Origin of the sequence: Thermoflexus hugenholtzii JAD2 (assembly GCF_900187885.1) — a bacterium.
Taxonomy (GTDB): Bacteria; Chloroflexota; Anaerolineae; order Thermoflexales; family Thermoflexaceae; genus Thermoflexus; species Thermoflexus hugenholtzii.
On record NZ_FYEK01000022.1, the window covers coordinates 125,655 to 144,403 of the forward strand.

An 18,749-nucleotide genomic window follows, 5' to 3' on the forward strand; every position below is an offset into this window, starting at 1 on the left:
CTGGAGAAATCTCCAGTCCCCCAAGGTTTCTTTAAGAGGGAAACCGCTGGGTTACAATATCCATCCGGCGATACCATCCTGGGGAGGAGTGCGGTGGGCGAGGCGGTGCGGTATCCGAAGCTGCGGCCGGTGGATCTGCGGCCGATGAACCGGAACGGCCGCTCTTACATCCTGGTCCGGGATCCCCTCCGCCTCTCGGACCAGATGGTCCTCATCCCCCAACCCCTGGCCCCCGTCCTCGCCCTATGCGATGGCACCCGGGATCTGCGGGCCATCCGGGCCGCCCTGATGGTGCGCTACGGCGTCCGGGTCGACGAGGAGGCGCTGCGCGCCCTGATCGCCACGCTGGACGAGCTGTATCTCTTGGACAACTCCCGCTTCGCCGAGGCCCAGGCCCGCGCTCTGGAGGACTACCGCCGCGCCCCCTTCCGCCCGCCGATGCTCGCCGGAGAGGTTTACCCCGCCGACCCGGAGGACCTGCGCCGGATGATCCGCCGCTTCCACGAAGCGGCGGCGCCGGACGACCCCGTCTCCGAAGGGCGCGGGCTGCTCAGCCCCCACATCGATTACGCCCGGGGCGGCCGAACCTACGCCCGGGCCTGGGCCCGGGCCGCCCCCTTCGTCCGGGAGGCGGACCTGGTGATCCTCCTGGGGACGGATCATTACGGGGAGGACGGCGCCATCACCCTGACCCGACAGCATTACGCCACGCCCTTCGGGGTGTTGCCCACCGCCCAGCCCATCGTGGACGCCCTGGCCCGGGCCCTGGGGGAGGAGGCCGCCTTCGCCGGCGAGCTCCGCCACCGCGGCGAGCACTCCATCGAGCTGGCTGCCGTGTGGCTCCATGCGATCCGCGAGGAGAAACCGGTGGAGCTGGTGCCCATCCTGTGCGGCCCCTTCGTCTCCTTCATCGAGGGCGATCTCGATCCGATGGACGATCCCCGCATCGCGCGCTTCCTGGAGACCTTGCGGGCGGCCGTCGCCGGACGACGGGCCGTGGTCGTCGCCGCGGGGGATCTCTCCCACGTGGGCCCGGCCTTCGGAGGGCGTCCGCTGGATCTGCGCGGGCGGGCGCGCCTGAAGGCGGAGGACGAATCCCTCATCGCCCACATGGTCGCCGGGGACGCCGCCGGCTTCTTCGCCCGGATCCGGGAGACTCGCGATCGGAACAACGTCTGTGGGGTCTCCCCCATCTACCTGGCCCTCCGCCTCCTGGAGCCGACCACCGGGGAGCTAGTGGATTATGAGCTCTGCCCCGCCGATGAGGCAGGGACCTCCGTGGTCTCGATCTGCGGGATCCTCTGGCGATGAGCGGGACGGGCGCGCTCCTCGCCTTCTTCACCGGATGGAGCCTGAGCTTTGGCCTCGGCCGCGCCCTCGCGGGGCTGCGGCGATGGCGCCCCCGGCGCCCGGATTCCCGGATCCTGCTCCTGCTGCTGGCCGCCTTCGCCCTCCGCGTCAGCGGGCTCACCGCCCAATCCCTCTGGCGGGATGAGGTCGACGCCCTGCGCTTCGGCCGCGATCTCACCGCCGAGGTCGCGGCGGCCTTCCGGGTCGGGGCAGGGGCCGGATGGACGCGGCTGGCGGAGCTCCTCGCCCGCCCCGGGTTCAACGGGCCGCTCTATTTCCTGGGGCTGTTCCAGTGGGTCCGCCTGGCGGGCGACTCCGAGTTCGCCCTCCGCTTCCCCTCCGCCGCCCTGGGGGTCCTGAGCGTCGCCCTGGGCTTCGCCCTGTTCCGCCGGCATCTGCCGCAGCCGGTCGCCCGGATGGCCGCCCTCGGGCTGGCCTTCTCCCCCTTCCTGGTCTGGTATGGCCAGGAGGCGAAGATGTATGCCCTGCTGGTGACCCTCTTCCTGGCCGCATGGGGGGCGGTGGAGACCGCCCGCCGGGATCCCGGCGGATGGCTGGAGGCCGTCCTCTGGGTCGCCCTGGGCCTCTACAGCCACATCCTGTTCGTCCTCTTCGTGCCGGCCCTGCTCGCCTTGGGGATCCATCGGGCGGATCGAAGGTCCCTGCGCCTCCTCGTCCTGGTTCTCGGCCTGGTGCTCCTCGTCGATCTCCCCCTCCTGGCCTGGCAGGTCCCTCAAATCGTTCAGTGGGGTGGGGGCCTCCGCGCGGCCTGCGGCGAGACCGGGTTCCCCCGCGTCCCGCCGTTGCAGGGCCTGGGGATGCTGGCCTGGGGGTTCAGCGTGGGGGTGTGGGGAGGCTTCCCGGATTGGGGCTGGATCCCCCTCTCCGCCTTGGTCGCCCTGGGGCTGATGGCCGGGCGCGCGGGCGGGCGGTTCCGCGCCGCGTTGGGGATCTGGGCCCTGAGCCCGTGGGCCTTCCTCGCGTTGATCTCACTGTGTCGTCCCCTCTTCGTCGAGCGCTATCTGATCGCCGCGGCGCCGGCCTGGCTCGCCCTCGCCGCGGCGGGCTGGGCCCGGATCCCGGGGCGGCTCCCGCGCGCCATGGCCCTGGCCTGCGTCCTGACGCCGATGGCCGTCGGCCTCTGGGCCCAGACGGCGCTCCCACTGAAATCGGACTTCCGATCGGCCGCCCGGGTGGTGGCCGAGGGCTATCGCCCGGGGGATCTCATCCTCTTCCACATCGGGTATGTCCAGCATGTCTTCGATTACTACTTCCGCCGGCCCTATGAAGGCGCCTGGGCGCCGGCCACGATCTACCGGACCCCCGAGGGAACGTATGCAATGGGAGAGGCGGAGGTCGACGCCCGGATGCGGGCCCTGATCCGGGGCCACGAGGTCGTCTGGCTGATCTACTCCGAAGCCGCCATGTGGGATGACCGCGACCTGGTCCGCCGCTGGCTGGACGCCCACGGCCAGCTCCAGGCGCGCTGGGTCTTCACCCTGGTGGAGGTGCGCCGCTACGAAGGGTTCCATCTCCCATAGCCTGTCGGGCGCTCAGATTTTGGATCAATAACATGATCGAAAAGATCTGATTTTCGATCAGACAGGCTCGACATCCTGGCGATTCGGTTTATAATGAGAGGTGAAGGAGGTGTTCATCTCCTCGATCTCCCATGAGCGGCGTGCGGCGCAGGGATGAGCCCAGGATTCTCCGTGGGGGCTGGATCCTCCGCCGCCCGGGGCGCTGGGGGAAGGGCGGCGGGCGATCGAGCGAGGGCCTCCTTTTATATCCCGCGCCGGTGAAGTTCCCCCTCCTCCTCCTCCCGTTTTCGGAGCCCCTTCTCCTTTCTCCTCTCCCTGCAAGAATCCCAGATCCTTCCGGGAGGCTCCCCATGGCGGTCAAAGGCTGGATCCAGGTGGACGAGCGGTTCTGCAAGGGCTGTGAGCTGTGCGTGCATTTCTGCCCGCAGCAGGTCCTGGGGCTGGCATCGGATCGTCTGACCCTCAAGGGCTATCACCCGGCGCAGCTCCTCGATCCGGAGCGGTGCACCGGGTGTGAGGTGTGCGCGGTGGTGTGCCCGGAGGGGGCGATCACGGTTTACCGTCAGGTTCGCCCGCGGGTGCCCGAGGCGGTGGCGTGAGGATAAGGAGGCGAGCATGGCGCGGGAGCTGCTGAAGGGCAACGAGGCGATGGCGGAGGCGGCCATCCGGGCCGGCGTCGAGGCGTATTTCGGGTATCCCATCACCCCACAGACCGAGCTGCTGGAGTATATGGCCCGGCGCATGCCGGAGCTGGGGCGGGTGTTCGTGCAGGCGGAGAGCGAGATCGCGGCCATCAACATGGTCTACGGCGCGGCCTGCACCGGCGCCCGGGTGATGACCTCCTCCTCCGGTCCGGGCATCAGCTTGATGATGGAGGGCCTTTCCTACATCGCGGGCACGGAGGTGCCCTGTGTGATCATCGACGTGATGCGCGGCGGCCCCGGCCTGGGGAACATCGCGCCCTCCCAGGGGGATTACAACCAGATTGTCCGCGGCGGCGGCCACGGGGATTACCGGGTGATCACTCTGGCCCCGGCGACGGTGCAGGAGGCCATCGACCTCACGGTCCTGGCCTTCGATTTGGCCGAGCGCTACCGCACCATCGCCGTGGTGCTGACGGATGGGAGCATCGGCCAGATGATGGAGCCCGCCGAGCTGCCGCCGATGCGCGAGCCCCCACGGACCCGCCCGGAGTGGGCGGTGACCGGCGCTCAGGGCCGCCCCCGGCGTGTCCTGACTTCCATTTACCTCGACCCCTATGAGGAGGAGAAGACCAACCGGCGTCTGCTGGAGCGCTGGCGGCAGATCCAGGCCCGGGAGGTGCGCTATCGGGAATATTACCTGGACGACGCCGAGCAGGTGGTGGTGAGCTTCGGCATCGCGGGGCGGGTGGCCCTCTCGGCGGTGCGGGCCGCCCGAGCCGAGGGCATCCGGGTGGGGCTGCTCCGTCCGCTGACCCTCAGCCCCTTCCCCTATGCGGCCATCGAGGCCCTGAGCCGTCAGGTGGAGGCCTTCTTGGTGGTGGAGATGAACGCCGGCCAGATGCTGGACGACGTCATGCTGGCGGTGGCCCGGCGCGTCCCGGTGGCCTTCTACGGGCGGATGGGCGGCGTGGTGCCGTTCCCCGAGGAGATCCTGGAGGAGATCCGCCGCCTGGTCCGGGAGCCGCCGCCCCCTGAGGCCGATCCCCGTGAGGCCTGGTTCCGCCGCATGGGGATGTGGGGGGCGGGCAACGGAAGCGGCCCATCCGGCATGCGGGAAGCGGCGAACCCCTGAGGGAAGGAGGGAGATCCGACATGGTGGCGACGATCCCGCTGGAGCGGACTTACGAGAAAGTCTACGAGCGGCCGCGCGTCCTCCTCGAGGTGCACACGCATTACTGCCCGGGGTGCACCCACGGCGTGGCCCATCGCCTGATCGCCGAGGTCCTGGAGGAGATGGGCCTGCGGGAGATCACCATCGGGGTGGCTTCCGTGGGCTGCTCCGTCTTCGCCTACAACTACTTCGATGTGGATTTCGTGGAAGCCCCCCACGGCCGGGCGCCGGCGATGGCCACCGGCATCAAACGGATGCTGCCGGACCGCATCGTCTTCACCTACCAGGGGGATGGGGACCTGGCCTCCATCGGGATGGGGGAGATCATCCACACGGCGGCCCGCGGGGAGAACATCACCGTCATCTTCATCAACAACGCCAACTACGGGATGACCGGCGGGCAGATGGCGCCGACCACCGTCCCCGGCCAGCGGACGACCACCACGCCCCAGGGTCGGGACGTGCGCCGCTCGGGCTATCCCATCCGCATGGCGGAGCTGCTGGCCGGCCTGGAGGGGCCCAGCTATGTGGTGCGTCGCAGCCTCCACGATCCGAAGAACATCCGCCTGGCGAAGAAGGCGATCCGGCTGGCCTTCGAAGCCCAGCGGCGCGGCCTCGGCTTCTCCTTCGTGGAGCTGCTCTCCACCTGCCCGACCAACTGGGGGCTCTCGCCCATCGAGGCGATGCACTGGGTGGAGGAGATGATGATCCCGGTCTTCCCCCTGGGGGATTTCAAGGTGGCCCCTGAGCTGAAGGCCCTGCGAGTCTGAGGGTGGCGCAGGAGAGCCGATCGATCCTGAGAGATCCGGGAGGTGCGGATGCAGGTCGAGATCGTCATCGCCGGGTTCGGCGGCCAGGGTATCCTGTTCGCCGGGCAGGTGCTGGCTTACGCGGCCATGGACGCCGGCAAGGAGGTGACCTGGTTCCCCTCCTACGGGCCGGAGATGCGCGGGGGGACCGCCCACTGCACGGTGATCATCTCCGACGAGGAGATCGGATCGCCCCTGGTGCAGCATCCCCGCGCCGCCATCGTGATGAACCGACCCTCCCTGGACAAATACGAGCCGCTGGTCCGGCCGGGAGGGCTCCTGGTGGTGAACGCCTCCATGGCCGGGCGGGCGGTGGAGCGGACGGATCTGGAGGTGGTGGCGCTCCCGGCCAGCGAGATGGCGGAGGCCCTGGGGGATCGGCGGCTGGCCAACATGGTGCTGGTGGGGGCTCTGCTCGCCCGGCTCCCGGTGCTGACGCTGGACCAGGTGGAGCAGGCGTTGCGGGAGCATATGCCGGGCCGCCATCGGCATCTCATCGAGCAGAACATCCGGGCCCTGCGGGAAGGGGCCCGCGCCGCTCAGGAAGCCCTCGCCGTCCTCCCGCGTTAAGCGGATCCCCCTTCACGCATCGGGGACGGGGAGGCCCTTCTGGGGCCTCCCCGTGCCGGGATGGTTTCCCTGTTGTTGATCTCTCCTCCGGCAAATGGATTAAAATCCCGGATTGAGCACAGGGCATCCCTGCGCGGATCCCAGAACGAATCGAGCGTGTGGGAGACCGGAGCGGCGCGATGGAGTTCAAGGACTACTATGCCATCCTCGGCGTAAGCCCGGATGCCAGTGAGGAGGAGATCAAGCGGGCCTACCGCAAGCTGGCCCGCCAATACCACCCCGATGTGAACCCGGGGGATAAGGCGGCGGAGGAGAAATTCAAGGAGATCAACGAGGCCTACGAGGTGCTCTCGGACCCCGAGAAGCGGCGCAAATACGATGAGCTCCGCCGCCAGTATGAGGCCTGGCGCCGGGCCGGCTACGATCCCGGCCAGTTCGATTGGTCCCCCTGGGTCCAGCCCGGCGGGGTGCGGGTGGAGGTCGGGGACCTGGAGGATCTTTTCTCCGACTTCTTCGAAATGCTGTTCGGCGGGATGCCCCGGCGGACCCGGGGATGGACGGCCACGCGGCGCCGGGGGCGGGATGTGGAGCAGCCCCTCACCCTCACCCTGGAGGAGGCCTTCCGGGGGACCACCCGCATCGTCCGGACGCAGGACGGGCGGCGGCTGGAGGTTCGCATCCCGCCCGGGGTGCGCACCGGATCTCGGGTGCGGGTCCCGGGGGCCGGGGAGCCCGGCTACGGCGGCCCACCGGGGGATCTCTACTTAGTGATCGAGGTCGCCCCCCATCCCCTGTTTGAGCGCCGGGATCAGGACCTTTACGCCCCGCTGTCGGTGGATCTCTACACGGCAGTCTTAGGCGGCGAGGTCCCCTTCCGCCACCTGGACGGACGGACCCTGATGGTGCGGATCCCGCCGGAGACCCAGAACGGGGCGCTGATCCGCCTGCGTGGGGAGGGCATGCCTTCCCCGAACCGGCCGGGGGAGCGGGGCGATCTGTATCTCCGCGTCACGGTGGAGATCCCACGGAACCTGACCCCCCGGGAGCGGGAGCTCTTCGCCGAGCTGGCCCGCATGCGCCAGGGGCGTTGAGGGCGAGGGGTTACGCGAGTGCCTCCCCCATCCTGAAACCTGCAGAGGTGAGAACCGATGCGCTGGAAGAACGGCTTCTGGCTGTGGCTGGGCCTCGGCGTGTTGCTCAGCGGGTGTCGCTCGCTCCCGTTGCGGGAGCTGATTTTCGTCACCCCCACCCCGCGCCCTGGAGGCGCGGTGGCGCGGCCGGCCGGGCCGACGCCGACGCTCCCCCCGTTGCCCGCTGGCCTCGATGAGGAGGAGCAGCGCCTGATCGCCATCTACCAGAAGGTCCTCCCCTCCGTCGTCAACATTGACGTAGAGGGTGTGGAGATCTCTGCGTTCGGGAGCGGGTCCGGCTTCGTTTACGACACCCAGGGCCACATCGTCACCAACAACCACGTGGTGGAGCAGGCTGAGGAGATCTGGGTGACGTTCTACGACGGCACGGTGGCCCGGGCGCGGGTGGTGGGCCGCGACGTCTACAGCGACCTGGCTGTGATCCGGGTGGACGTGCCGCCGGAGTTGCTCCGGCCGGCGGAGCTGGGGGATTCGGAGACGCTGCGGGTGGGTCAGAAGGTGGTGGCCATCGGCAACCCCTTCGGCTTGCGGGGGACGATGACCCTGGGGATCATCAGCGCCCTCGGTCGGGCCCTGGAGACGCCCACCCGCTTCCAGATCCCGGACGTGATCCAGACCGACGCGGCCATCAACCCGGGCAACTCCGGCGGGCCCCTGGTGGATCTGGAAGGGCGAGTGATCGGCGTGAACTCGGCCATCCGCACGGATTCCAGTGCGATGGGGATACCGGCCAACATCGGCATCGGGTTCGCCATCCCGGTGAACGCCGTCAAGCGGGTGGTGCCCCAGCTGATCCGCGAGGGGCGGGCCCGTTACCCGTATCTGGGGATCAGCGCCACCGCCGGCATCTCCCTGGCCGAACTGCGGGCGCGCGGGTATGACGTCCCGGACGTCCGCGGCGTTCTGATCCAGGAGGTCCAGCCCGACGGCCCGGCGGCTCGGGCGGGCCTGCGGGGCGGCACCCGCGAGGTGCAGGTCCGCAGGGCCTCCGTCCGGCTCGGAGGTGACATCATCACGGCCATCGATGGGCATCCCGTCGCCTCCTTCGACGAGCTGGTCTCCTATCTCGTCAACCGCACAGAGGTCGGCCAGACGGTCACCCTGACCATCCTGCGCGATGGTCAGGAACAGCAGGTCCAGGTCACCCTGGGGGAGCGCCCGTCCCCGTGATCTCATCCGGAGGGAGAAGGGATGCGCACCGCGCGCTGGCTGCCGGTGGTGGGAGCGATTCTGGTGATCGGGGTTTGTGCGGCGGCGACCGCCGGGGCGGTCTTCTGGGTGCGGGCGACGGTGAGCCCGAGGAGCGGCCCTGCCGCTCCGGCTTCCCCTCCGCCTCGGGCGGCGACCCCCACGCCGCTCCCGCCCGGCGTCCTCTCCGAGGCCCGGGCGCTGGAGGCGGCCTTCATCGCCGTTTACGAGCGGGTCAGCCCCTCGGTGGTGCACATCACCACCCGGGCTACGGCCTTCGATCTGTTCCGGGGGCCGATCTATCAGGAGGGCACCGGTTCGGGGTTCGTGTGGGATGAGGAGGGGCACATCGTGACGAACAACCACGTGGTGGAGGGGGCGGAGCAGATCGAGGTGATCTTCGCCGACGGCACCACCGTCCCGGCCGCTCTGGTGGGCGCCGACGCCTACAACGACCTGGCCGTCTTACGGGTTCAGGTGCCGCCGGAGAAGCTGGTCCCGGTGACCCTGGGGGATTCCGCCTCCCTGCGGGTGGGGCAGTGGGTGATTGCCATCGGCAACCCCTTCGGGCTGGATCGCACGATGACCGTGGGGGTGATCAGCGCCCTGGGGCGCACCCTGGAGCTCTCGGATCGTCCCCTGGGCGAGGTGATCCAGACCGACGCGGCCATCAACCCGGGCAACTCCGGCGGCCCCCTGGTGGACCTGGAGGGGCGGGTGATCGGGATCAACACGGCCATTCGCTCCCCCAGCGGGGGATCCGTCGGCATTGGCTTCGCCGTCCCTGTGAACACCATCAAGCGGGTGGTCCCCGAGCTGATCGCCCGGGGCCGTTACCCGCACCCCTGGCTGGGGGCCTCGTTCTTCGAGGTAACGCCAGCCTTCGCCCAGGCGTTCAACCTCCCGGCCGATTACGGCCTGCTCACCGTCCGGGTGGTGCCGGGCGGGCCGGCGGACCGGGCGGGGTTGCGGGGGGCGACCCAGCGGGTGCGCACCCGCCTGGGGGATGTGTTCCTGGGCGGGGATCTGGTCACGGCCATCGACGGCCGGCCGCTGCGGAGGGTGGACGATTTGGTGATCTACCTGGAGAACTATAAGCGGGTGGGGGAGACGGTGACCCTCTCCGTCCTGCGGGACGGACAGCCCCTGACCCTCACCGTAACCCTGGGGGAGCGCCCCGCGGAATGAGCGCTTCCGGAAGGAGGTGGAGGCGACCATGGAGGTCCGGGCCTACGCGGTGGAGGTGGTCGACGAGGATGAGCCGCGCTACCGGATCGGAGCGGTGGCGGCGATGGTGCAGCTGCATCCGCAGACCATCCGGTATTACGAGTCCATCGGGCTGATCACCCCGCGCCGGCCCCGCGGCCGGACCCGCCTGTATTCCGAGCGGGATGTGGCCCGGCTGCGCCGCATCGTGGAGCTGACCCGTCTGGGGGTGAACCTGGCCGGGGTGGAGATCATCCTGCGCTTGCAGGAGCAGATCGAGGCCCTGCAGGCGGAGGTGGAGCGGCTCCGCGCCATGCTCGCCGCCTCCGTTCCACGGGATCCAGAAGAGCATCCGGGACCCTGAAACCTGTCCGCTGGCATCCTGAACCGTGAGGAGGAAGTGCCGTGCGCATCCTCAGCGACAACCGGCCGGTGGAGCTGGACGCCCCGCTTTCGGAGAACCTGGTGAAGGAAGAGACGCGCCGCTACGAGAACGGGCCGTATCGGTCCCTGACCCGTTATCTCTGGTTCCAAACGCGGGAGCGGCGGGCCATCCTCCGCCTGACCGACCTCGTCCGCCGGGCCGTGCGGGAAAGTGGGGTTCGGGAGGGCTTCGCTCTGGTGAGCGCCATGCACATCACCGCCGCCGTGTATGTCAACGATCACGAAGAGGGCATCATGCAGGACATGATGGAGCTCCTGGACCGCCTGGCTCCCTTCCGGCCCGACTACCGGCATCACCGCACCGGCGAGGATAACGCCGACGCCCATCTCAAGAGCCTGCTCCTGCATCACGAGGTGATCATCCCGGTCACCGATGGGGACCTGGACCTGGGGCCTTGGCAGGAGATCTTCTACGCGGAGTTCGACGGCCAGCGCCGCAAACGGGTCCTGGTGAAGGTGGTGGGGGTGGCTTGAAGCCTCCTCGGGGGAGGAAGCTGGTGGAGCGGTCCCCGCTCATCCCGCGCCTCCGGCTTGCAGGGCTGCTGGCCCTTTACCTGGCGCTGGCCCTCTGGCATAGCGTCGTCAATCCGCTCTTTGAGTCCTCGGACGAGAGATTCCATATCGGCGTTGTGGTCCACCTGGTGCGGACCGGGAGCCTCCCGGTCCAGGTCCCGGGCCGGGAGACCCTCTGGCAGCAGGAGGGGAGCCAGCCGCCGCTCTACTATATGTTGCTGGCGGCCCTCACCCGCGGCCTGGGCCTCCCCCTCGATGATTTTGAGATCCTTTACCATCCGAACCCCCATGCGGCACCCGGCGATGCTTCCCGGGTCGCCAATCGCAACCTGGCTCTCCACGGCCCGATGGAATCCTTCCCCTGGCGGGGAGCAACCCTCACCCTCCACCTCTGGCGTGCGGTTTCTGTCCTGCTAAGCGCCTTGACCGTCTTCGCCACCGTGCAGGCGATCGCCATTCTCTTTCCGGGGCATCCCTCCCTCGCCCTGGGGGCCGGCCTCCTGATCGCCCTCAACCCGATGTTTCTGTTCATCAGCGGCTCGATCAACAACGACAATCTGGTCAACGCGATGGTCGCCCTGACGTTGTGGCTCCTGGCCCTCCGCCTCCGCGGCGGCTTCGCCGTGTGGCGCGTCGTGGGGCTTGGGCTCGCCCTGGGGGCAGCGGCCCTGGCCAAGCTCAGCGGTCTCGTCCTCTGGCCGCTCACGGCGGTTTTCCTGCTGGGCATCGCCACGCGGGAGCGCCGGTGGGCCCGGGGGCTGTGGGAGATCGCTGGGGCGTTCGGCATTGCCCTCTCCCTCTGCGCATGGTGGTTCATACGTAACATGATCCTCTATCGCGATCCCACCGGCCTCTCGGTGATGCTGGACATCGCCGGGCGGCGGTCGGCCACATGGGCGGATCTGGCGGGGGAGTTTGAGGGTTTCCGCTACTCGTTCTGGGGGGTCTTCGGCGGGATGAATGTGCTGATGCCCGCCTGGGCCTACGAGGCCCTCGACTTAGGGACAGCCCTGGCGATCCTTGGTCTGGCCCTCCGGGTCGGGTGCGCGGCCCGGGAGGCGCGCCGCGCGCGTCGCTGGGAGGAGCCGTGGGCTATCGGGTTGTGGCTGCTGGCTTATGGGATCCTGTTGTTCGGGGCCTTCCTGCGCTGGACCTCCCAGACGATGGCCTCGCAGGGACGGTTGATGTTCCCCGCCATCGGACCCATCGCCTTGGCCCTCTGGGCGGGCTGGGAGGAGATCGCGGTGAGGATCGGCCGTGGCCACCGATGGTGGATCCCCCTCCCCGCGGCCTTCCTGGGATCCCTGGCGCTGTGGGCGCCCCTCCTGTGGATCGCCCCCGCCTATCGTCCCCCGGATTTCCCGATCCCGCGGGTTCCTCCGCAACCCCTGGAGGCCGCGTTCGGGGATGTTTTCCGTGTGTGGGGATATGATCTTCGCCCTGCTGAGCTGAGGCCCGGCGGAACGTTGGAGCTCACCCTTTATCTGGAAACGCTGCAAGCTCCGACTCGCGATTGGAGCCTCTTCGTCCATCTCGTGGATGATCTGGACATCATCCTGACGCAGGAGGATCGCTATCCCCGTCAGGGGCTGGTGCGGGCAACGGCCTTGCGGCCGGGGGAGCGCTGGGCGGAGCTGGTGCGCCTGAGGGTGCCGGATGCCGTCGTCGCCCCCGCCCGGCTTTCGTTCGTAGTGGGCTTTTATGACCGACGCACGTGGGAGCGTCTGCCCGCCCGGGGCCCCAACGGCGTCCCATTGGGGGATCATGTTCGGTTTGGAGACTTGGTCCTCCGGCCTCGGCCCGGGGAGTATCCGAATCCGGTCTCCTATCGGTTCGGCGGGCGGATCGAGCTGGTGGGATTCGAGATCGCCCCCCGGCGGGTGCGGCCCGGAGAGTCTCTGCGGCTTGTTCTCTACTGGCAGGCCCTTGGCCCCGTGGAGCAGGACTACACGGTCTTCACCCACATTCTGGAGCCTCCACAAACCCTCTGGGGACAGGAGGACCGCCCGCCGGATCCGCCGACCTCCCGATGGCAGGTAGGGGTCGTGTATCGGGAATCTTACACCCTGCGGGTGAAGCCCGAGACGCCTCCGGGTTTCTATGAGATCGAGGTTGGCCTCTACCGCCCCGAGACCGGCGAGCGACTGCGCCTCCCTGACGGCCGTGACTTCGTGCTCCTCAGCCGCATCCGAGTGGAGCCTTGAGGAAGACCCCTGGCAGCCATGCTGGCGAGATCCCTATGCTTGAATCAAACATTCCGGGGTCGGCATCCTGGCTGAAGGAGGGTCAGGGAGCATGCGTGACGCGCCGCGCCTCACATGGACGGAAAGGGGAGCGCTGGCCTTGCTTTTAGGCGTTTTCCTGATCCTGGGGATCTACTATGCCCTGGACAACCCATTATGCAAGCCGGATGAAGCCTATCATTATGCTTATGCGTTTCATCTCCGTTCCGGCCACGGGCTCCCTGTGATTCGGGTGATCCCTGGGCGGACCCAGTTCACCCCGGTGGAGATGGAGGCTCATCAGCCGCCTCTCTACTATGCCGGGGTCGCAGGGATCGCCGCACTCTTGAACATGCAGGAGCGCATTATCCCATCCGTAAATCCCTACCTATTAGGCACTCTGGAAGGCAATCGTTGCTTGACGACTCCGCTCTATTCCACCTTTCCCGAGAGCCCCATCTTTTTCACCGGGCGATTGGTATCCTTGGTTTGCGGGGCCATGGCGTTGCTTTTCGCTTATCTGCTGTGTCGGGCGTTCTTGCCATGGCCTGTGGCCCTCTTAAGCGCTGCCTTCATGGGATTCAACCCTCAGTATCTCTTCATCGCCACCTCGTTCAGCAATGACATGCCAGTGACCGCCCTGGTCCACCTGGGTCTATGGCGGCTTGGCCGGGCGATTCAAATCGGCCTTGATCGGAGGCAGGCCTTCGTCCTGGGTGGGATCGTCGCCGGGGCAACCCTCACGAAGCTGACCGGCTTGGGACTGCTGATCCCCCTGGGAGGGATCGCCTTTTGGCAGGCATGGCGAACCCGCCGTGGGCAACCCTTGCTGGATGCAGGTCTGGCTGCCTTGGTCGTGGCCGTCGGGGGATCCTGGTGGTTCTGGAGGAACTGGCGCCTTTACGGGAACCCTTTCGCCACCCATCTCCTGACGATATTGCTCGGACGGCGTTCGTCTCCATGGACGCTGGAAGATCTTCGGGACTTCCTTGTATATGTGTGGAGATCCTACTGGCTTGCCTTCAGCCCCGGGGATCTCCTGTTCGCAGAGCCCCCGGTGTATGGAGGGATCGGCCTGATTTGCCTCTTAGCCCTCTTCGGCTTGCTCAAGGCCCTCCATCGGAACCGATCCATCCGCCTTCTGTTTGCGCTGGTGTGGGGATGGTTTTTGCTGGTTTTTGCTTCCTTTCTGATTCTGACCCGAAGCACGCCGATTTTCATCGGCGGGGGACGATTGCTCTTCCCTGCGGCCATCGCCCTCGGGGCCACGCTGGCCGTCGGCCTCACGGAGCTGTTCCGTCGCTTCCCTTTTGTGCCGGCTGGTTTCGCCGTCCTTCTGGCCGTTTACGCCGCGTCAGCCCCGATCCGTTACATCCATCCGGCCTATCCCAGGCCTCACCTGGTCCGGACGCTGGAGCATCCTCCGACACATCCGTCAGGGATCTCCTTTGGAGATGGATATTTCGAGCTGATCGGCTATGACTTACAGCTCACTCAGATCGCTGGCCGCCCGGCCCTCGCTATTACTTATTACTGGCGCACCCTTCGGGAAACCTCCCGCAGCTTCAGCGTCTTCATCCACCTTCAGACCCGGCGTGATGGACATCTTGTCCTGCTAACCCAGGTGGACACATATCCCGGATATGGGGCCCATCCGACATCCGCGTGGCGCCGGGACTGGATCTTCATCGATCGCTTGGCCCTCCCGCTTCCCCCACCCGAGAGCGTTTTCTCGGGAACGGTGGTGACCGGATTGTACGATCTGCCGACGATGGAGCGGCTTCCCGCTTATGATCGGGACGGGCGCAGGTTCCCCGCCGACGCAGTCCCCCTGGCCGACCTGTGGGTGGACGCCGCCGGCGCTCTGCATCTCTCAGCGCCAGCGGATGCGGGGGGCCAAAGGTAGGGGAAGGGATGGCTCCGAGTGCCATCATCGGATTAAAATCGAAAGGCTAAACAAGGAGGTGAAACCAGGAGCGCGCAAATGCACCTTGGGGTTTGCTTGCCGAACTACGGGCGGGCCTCCTCGCCGGAGGCCCTCCGCCAGGTCGCGCGGGCCGCCGAGGACCTGGGCTTCGATTCGATCTGGACCACGGACCACGTCCTGGTCCCGGAGGCCTATGATGAGCCCTACGGCCGTATCTTCGAGACCTGGACGACCCTGGCCTACATCGCCGGGCAGACCCGACGCGTCCGGCTGGGGACCTCCATTCTGCTGCTGGGGCTGCGCAACCCGGTGCTGGTGGCCAAGCAGGCGGCCACGCTGGATCAGCTCTCCGGCGGCCGGTTGATCCTGGGCATCGGGGCAGGCTGGCTGGCCCGGGAGTTCGAGAACCTGGGCGTCTCCTTCCGGCGCCGCATCCGCTTCCTGGAGGAGGGCATCCCACTGATGCGAACCCTGTGGGCCAGCCCGCGCCCGCGCTTCCACGGCCGTTTCTTCCGCATCGAAGACGCCGTCTTCGAGCCGCTGCCGGTCCAGCCCGGCGGGCCGCCCATCTGGATCGGCGGCAACACCGAGGCTGCGGTGCGGCGGGCCGCCCGGCTGGGGGACGCATGGCACCCCGTGGGCCTGGACCCGGAGACCCTGCGGGAGCGGATCGCCCGGCTGCGGGAGTGGGCCGGTGGGCGCTCCATTCCCGTGATCTGCCGCATGTATGTGGCGCTGGATTCCACTCTTCCACCGATTTACACCTCACCTACCGGCGAGCGGCGGATGCGGCTGACCGGATCCTCCGAACAGGTGCTGGAGGGGTTGCAGGCCCTCCGGGCGGCCGGAGCAGAAGGGGTGATCCTCACCTTCGAGGCTCCTGCGCTGGAAGCCCAGATCGAACAAATGCGACGCATCGCGGCCCTCCGCCCGCACCTGGGCTGAGGCGCCGCGGGAGGTCATGAGGACAGATCCGCGGAGATCGGAGATGTGGGGAACCGAACTGGGGGGAGGGCTCCGGCTGCGCCTGCTGGAGCGCCACCACGCGGAAACCCTGTTCGCCCTGACCGATCGCAACCGGGACCATCTGCGCCCCTGGCTGCCCTGGGTGGACGGGGTGCGGTCAGTCGCGGATAGCCTGGCCTTCATCGAGGACGCTCTGGGACGGTTCGCCCGGGGAACCGGATATGAGCTGGGGATCTGGGAGGGGGAGGAGCTGGTTGGCGTGGTGGGCGTGCGTGGCATCCATTCCCCCACCGATTTCACGGCGGACACCTCCATCGGCTACTGGCTGGACGCCGGCCATCAGGGCCGGGGGATCATGACCCGGGCGGTGACGGCGGTGCTGGACGATCTGTTCCTCACCCGCCGTCTGCACCGTGTGGAGATCCGAGTGGCCCCAGAGAACCATCGCAGCCGCGCGATTCCAGAACGCCTGGGCTTCCGGATGGAGGGGCGGCTTCGTGAAGTCGCCCGCTATGGGGAAGGATGGGGAGATCTCCTCATCTACGCGATCCTGGATCGGGAATGGCAGACGGCCCGCGAAAGGGTGAGGGAACAGTTCTTCCGAGGGGAGAAGGTGGGGCCAGACGCCTCCCCCGGATCCCCCTTATGACGAGGCAAGGGCGAAGATGGAAACGCGAGCGCCATCGTGGCTCCCGATCCCGATCACGGTGAGCCTGGTGATCCTGGGATGGGTGATCGCCCGGATGACCCCTCCCGAGGGGCCGGAGATCGCGGTGCGGATCCTGGGCTCTCCGCTGGGGTTGCGGTGGACCCCGGCCCTGGGGATCGGGCTGTTCAGCGCTGCCCTGGCAGCGGCCGGGACGGAGTCCTTCCTGAGGTCCCATCCCCGCTTTCAGGAGGAGAGCTGGGGGCGCCAGCTCAGCCGCTTGATCACGCCGGCGGGGGTGGCGCTGGGCGGGATGCTCTTCACCCTGGGGTTCCCGGTCAGCCCGATCTGGTGGATCGGGCTGGGGCTCGGGGGAATGGCCCTCGCGGTCGCCATGCTCGGGGAGCGTTACCGGCTGGAGACCCGCGGGATCCCCGCCCTGGCGACCCCGCTTCTGGTTCAGGCCCTGGGCTACCTGATCGCCCTGGCGGCCATCGTGGGGGTCTTCCAGAGCGGATGGCGAACCCTCTCCCATATGATCCTCGGGGGGCTCATCGCGGCCGGCCTCGCCGCCACCCGCCTGGTGGAGGCCGAAGTCCCGGAGCGCCGGCGGTGGCTCTATGTCGCCCTGATCGGGTGGAGCATGGCGGCGGTGGCCGCGGCCTTTCGTTACTGGACTCTCTCCCCGGTCACCCTGGGGCTCTGGTGGCTGATCATGCTCTACGAGCTGGTCGAGATGAGCCTCTGGCATCTGCAGGGGCGTGCCCTCTCGCCGCGGGTGGCCGTGGAGTTCGGCAGCCTGGGCTTTCTGGTGGCCCTGCTGGCCCGCTGGCTGGCCGGATGACCGCTCCGGGCCGCGGCCGGCGGGAAGGCGGCGACCCCGCCCTTACGTATAGAACGCGGCGTGGATGCGGCGGACGGCCTCCTCCGCGTCGCTCTCCGCGACCACCAGAGAGAGGTTGTATTCGGAGGAGCCCTGGGCGATGGAGAGAACGTTGATGCGCCCGGCGCCCAGGGCGCTGAAGACCCGCGCGGCGATCCCCGGCGTCGCCCGCAGGCCGGCGCCCACCACGGCGATGATGGCCACCCGATCCATCGCCCAGATATCCTCGATGTCCCGCCGGGCCATCTCCCGCTCGAAGGCCGACCGCAGCGCCCTCACCACCCGGGCGGCGGCCGGGGAAGGGATCACGAAGCAGATGTTCTGCTCCGAGGAGGACTGGGAGATCATCAGGATGCTCACCCCCAGCTCGGCCACGGCCGCGAAGGCCCGGGCGGCCACCCCCGGCACGCCCAGCATCCCCCGCCCTTCCACCGTGATCAGGCTCATGTTCTTGATCAGGGTGACCGCCTTCACCTGGCCGTTGCCCCGGGGCTCCGGGACGATCCAGGTGCCGGGGTGTTGGGGATGGAAGGTGTTCAGGATCCGCACCGGGATGCGACGGTCGATGCAAGGGAGGAGGGTGCGCGGGTGGAGGACCTTTGCGCCGAAATAGGCCATCTCGGCCGCTTCGATGTAGGAAAGCTCCGGGATGGTGCGGGCCTCAGGGACGATCTTGGGGTCCGCGCTCATCACCCCATTCACATCCGTCCAGATCCACACGGATTCCGCGTCCAGGGCGTAGCCCAGGATCGTTGCGGAGAAGTCGGAGCCGCCGCGGCCCAGGGTGGTGGGGCGGCCCTCCGGGGTGGCGCCGATGAAGCCGGTCACCACCGGGACGACCCCGGCCTCCACCAGAGGGAGGAGGGCCGCTCGCGCGCGGGCTCGCGTCTCTTCCAGGTTGGGGGAGGCTTCCCCGAAATGATCGTCGGTGATCAAGAAGGCATCCGCGTCCACTGCGCGGGCGGGGATGCCCCGGGCCCGCAGGACCGCCGCCAGCATGCGGGCGCTCCAGCGCTCCCCCATCCCCGCCAGCAAATCGGCGATAGAGGGGGAAAGCTCCCGGAGGGCCGCCACCGCCTGCGCCAGCTGCTCCGCCCGGCCGAACCCCTGTTCCAGCTCCTCGCAGAGGGCCCGGGCTTCCTCCTCCGGCAACTCCAGCTCATCCACAGCCTCCCGATGGCGCTCCCGGAGGTCCGCCAGGGTCTGCCTCCACTCCGGGTTCCCTTCCCGAGCCTGCTGGCTCATCCGGATGAGGGCGTCGGTTACCCCGGCCATGGCGGAGACCACCACGACCAGCTGGGGGTGAGCGGCCCGTTGGCCCGCGATCAGGTCGGCCACGTGGCGCAGGCGCGCCGCATCGCCCACCGAAGTCCCACCGAACTTCATCACCCGCATGGTCGCCTCCTCGGTGAAGGGTAGGGGGCCGCTCCCGTTGCGCCCCGAGAAAAAGCAACCCCCCGGCCTGCCTTCGGGCCGGGGGGTTAGGATGTGCGTCGACGTTGAGGTCAGCCGTTCATC

At 68.3% G+C, this 18,749-nt stretch carries 17 protein-coding genes; 16 read left to right on the forward strand and 1 reads right to left on the reverse strand.

Features of this window, described 5'->3' with window-relative positions; genetic code table 11:
• The first annotated feature begins 93 nt into the window (after positions 1-93).
• The 16 genes from amrB (at position 94) to CFB18_RS05800 (ending at position 17,192) form a co-directional block, all read left to right on the forward strand.
• Positions 94-1,311, forward strand: a complete 1,218-nt coding sequence (gene amrB, locus CFB18_RS05725) for an AmmeMemoRadiSam system protein B (protein WP_200808098.1) — start codon at positions 94-96, stop codon at positions 1,309-1,311.
• Positions 1,308-2,891 (forward strand): glycosyltransferase family 39 protein, encoded by a 1,584-nt coding sequence (locus CFB18_RS05730; RefSeq protein WP_088570843.1) that lies wholly within the window; start codon positions 1,308-1,310, stop codon positions 2,889-2,891. Before amrB ends, CFB18_RS05730 begins: the two co-directional genes overlap by 4 nt.
• Positions 2,892-3,241: 350 nt before the next feature.
• Positions 3,242-3,490 carry a 4Fe-4S dicluster domain-containing protein gene (locus CFB18_RS05735; RefSeq protein ID WP_088570844.1) on the forward strand — a complete coding sequence of 83 codons (249 nt, stop codon included), beginning with the start codon at positions 3,242-3,244 and terminating at the stop codon, positions 3,488-3,490.
• Between the two features lie 16 nt (positions 3,491-3,506).
• Positions 3,507-4,667, forward strand: a complete 1,161-nt coding sequence (locus CFB18_RS05740) for a 3-methyl-2-oxobutanoate dehydrogenase subunit VorB (protein ID WP_088570845.1) — start codon at positions 3,507-3,509, stop codon at positions 4,665-4,667.
• Between the two features lie 20 nt (positions 4,668-4,687).
• The gene (locus CFB18_RS05745) at positions 4,688-5,476 is read left to right on the forward strand and encodes a thiamine pyrophosphate-dependent enzyme (protein WP_088570846.1); all 789 of its coding nucleotides are present in this window, start codon (positions 4,688-4,690) and stop codon (positions 5,474-5,476) included.
• A gap of 48 nt (positions 5,477-5,524) precedes the next feature.
• Positions 5,525-6,085, forward strand: coding sequence for a 2-oxoacid:ferredoxin oxidoreductase subunit gamma family protein (locus tag CFB18_RS05750; protein ID WP_088570847.1), 561 nt, complete (start codon positions 5,525-5,527; stop codon positions 6,083-6,085).
• A 179-nt stretch (positions 6,086-6,264) separates the two neighbouring features.
• Positions 6,265-7,176: a DnaJ C-terminal domain-containing protein gene (locus tag CFB18_RS05755; RefSeq protein WP_088570848.1), complete on the forward strand. Its 912-nt coding sequence runs from the start codon at positions 6,265-6,267 to the stop codon at positions 7,174-7,176.
• Positions 7,177-7,233: 57 nt separating this feature from the next.
• Positions 7,234-8,406, forward strand: a complete 1,173-nt coding sequence (locus CFB18_RS05760) for a S1C family serine protease (protein ID WP_088570849.1) — start codon at positions 7,234-7,236, stop codon at positions 8,404-8,406.
• A 21-nt stretch (positions 8,407-8,427) separates the two neighbouring features.
• Positions 8,428-9,612 carry a S1C family serine protease gene (locus CFB18_RS05765; protein ID WP_088570850.1) on the forward strand — a complete coding sequence of 395 codons (1,185 nt, stop codon included), beginning with the start codon at positions 8,428-8,430 and terminating at the stop codon, positions 9,610-9,612.
• A 28-nt stretch (positions 9,613-9,640) separates the two neighbouring features.
• Positions 9,641-9,994, forward strand: coding sequence for a MerR family transcriptional regulator (locus CFB18_RS05770; RefSeq protein ID WP_088570851.1), 354 nt, complete (start codon positions 9,641-9,643; stop codon positions 9,992-9,994).
• 101 nt (positions 9,995-10,095) lie between these two features.
• Positions 10,096-10,548 carry a secondary thiamine-phosphate synthase enzyme YjbQ gene (locus CFB18_RS05775; protein WP_088570886.1) on the forward strand — a complete coding sequence of 151 codons (453 nt, stop codon included), beginning with the start codon at positions 10,096-10,098 and terminating at the stop codon, positions 10,546-10,548.
• A 23-nt stretch (positions 10,549-10,571) separates the two neighbouring features.
• A complete protein-coding gene (locus CFB18_RS05780) occupies positions 10,572-12,791 on the forward strand; it encodes a DUF2142 domain-containing protein (RefSeq protein ID WP_088570852.1) in 2,220 nt (739 codons plus the stop codon).
• Positions 12,792-12,882: 91 nt separating this feature from the next.
• Positions 12,883-14,715: a glycosyltransferase family 39 protein gene (locus CFB18_RS05785; RefSeq protein ID WP_088570853.1), complete on the forward strand. Its 1,833-nt coding sequence runs from the start codon at positions 12,883-12,885 to the stop codon at positions 14,713-14,715.
• A gap of 78 nt (positions 14,716-14,793) precedes the next feature.
• Positions 14,794-15,681: an LLM class F420-dependent oxidoreductase gene (locus tag CFB18_RS05790; RefSeq protein ID WP_088570854.1), complete on the forward strand. Its 888-nt coding sequence runs from the start codon at positions 14,794-14,796 to the stop codon at positions 15,679-15,681.
• A gap of 43 nt (positions 15,682-15,724) precedes the next feature.
• Entirely contained in the window at positions 15,725-16,351 is a 627-nt protein-coding gene (locus tag CFB18_RS05795; RefSeq protein ID WP_088570855.1) for a GNAT family N-acetyltransferase, read from the forward strand.
• Positions 16,352-16,367: 16 nt separating this feature from the next.
• Positions 16,368-17,192, forward strand: a complete 825-nt coding sequence (locus CFB18_RS05800; protein ID WP_088570856.1) for a DUF5656 family protein — start codon at positions 16,368-16,370, stop codon at positions 17,190-17,192.
• A gap of 42 nt (positions 17,193-17,234) precedes the next feature.
• Here CFB18_RS05800 and CFB18_RS05805 read toward each other — a convergent pair whose 3' ends face one another.
• Entirely contained in the window at positions 17,235-18,626 is a 1,392-nt protein-coding gene (locus tag CFB18_RS05805) for an aspartate kinase (RefSeq protein WP_088570857.1), read from the reverse strand.
• Positions 18,627-18,749 lie beyond the last annotated feature (123 nt).